General features: G+C 62.6%; 1 pseudogene. It reads left to right on the top strand.

The window, feature by feature from the left end:
- Nucleotides 1–393: pseudogene (locus tag J1C49_RS21580) on the top strand (transposase); the annotation flags it as partial.

The following is a 393-nucleotide window of genomic DNA, read 5'->3' as shown; positions in this document are numbered from 1 at the left end:
TCGGCGACGTTCTACAAATGGAAGGCTAAGTTCGGCGGGCTCGAAGTGTCGGATGCCAGGAGGCTGAAGGCGCTGGAGGACGAGAACGCCAAGCTGAAGAAGCTGTTGGCCGAACAGATGCTCGACAACGCCATGTTGAAGGATGTCGCGTCGCGAAAGTGGTGACGCCCGGCGCGAAGCGGGAAGCTGTGGCTCATCTGTGCGAAGCGCATCAGGTGAGCCAGCGGCGGGCGTGTTCTGTTCTGGGCGTTGACCGGTCGAGCGTGCGGTATCGCAGCGTGCGCCCGGACGATACGGATTTGCGCAAGGCGATGAAGGCCGTAGCAGTGGAGCGTCGCCGGTTCGGATATCGCCGCGTGCACGTCATGCTGGAGCGGCAGGGTTGGCAAGTGA

This window comes from Cognatishimia sp. F0-27 (assembly GCF_020667845.1).
Classification (GTDB): domain Bacteria; phylum Pseudomonadota; class Alphaproteobacteria; order Rhodobacterales; family Rhodobacteraceae; genus JAFMPQ01.
Note: the sequence above shows the minus strand (reverse complement) of the source record. Positions and strands in the feature narration are given on the sequence as shown.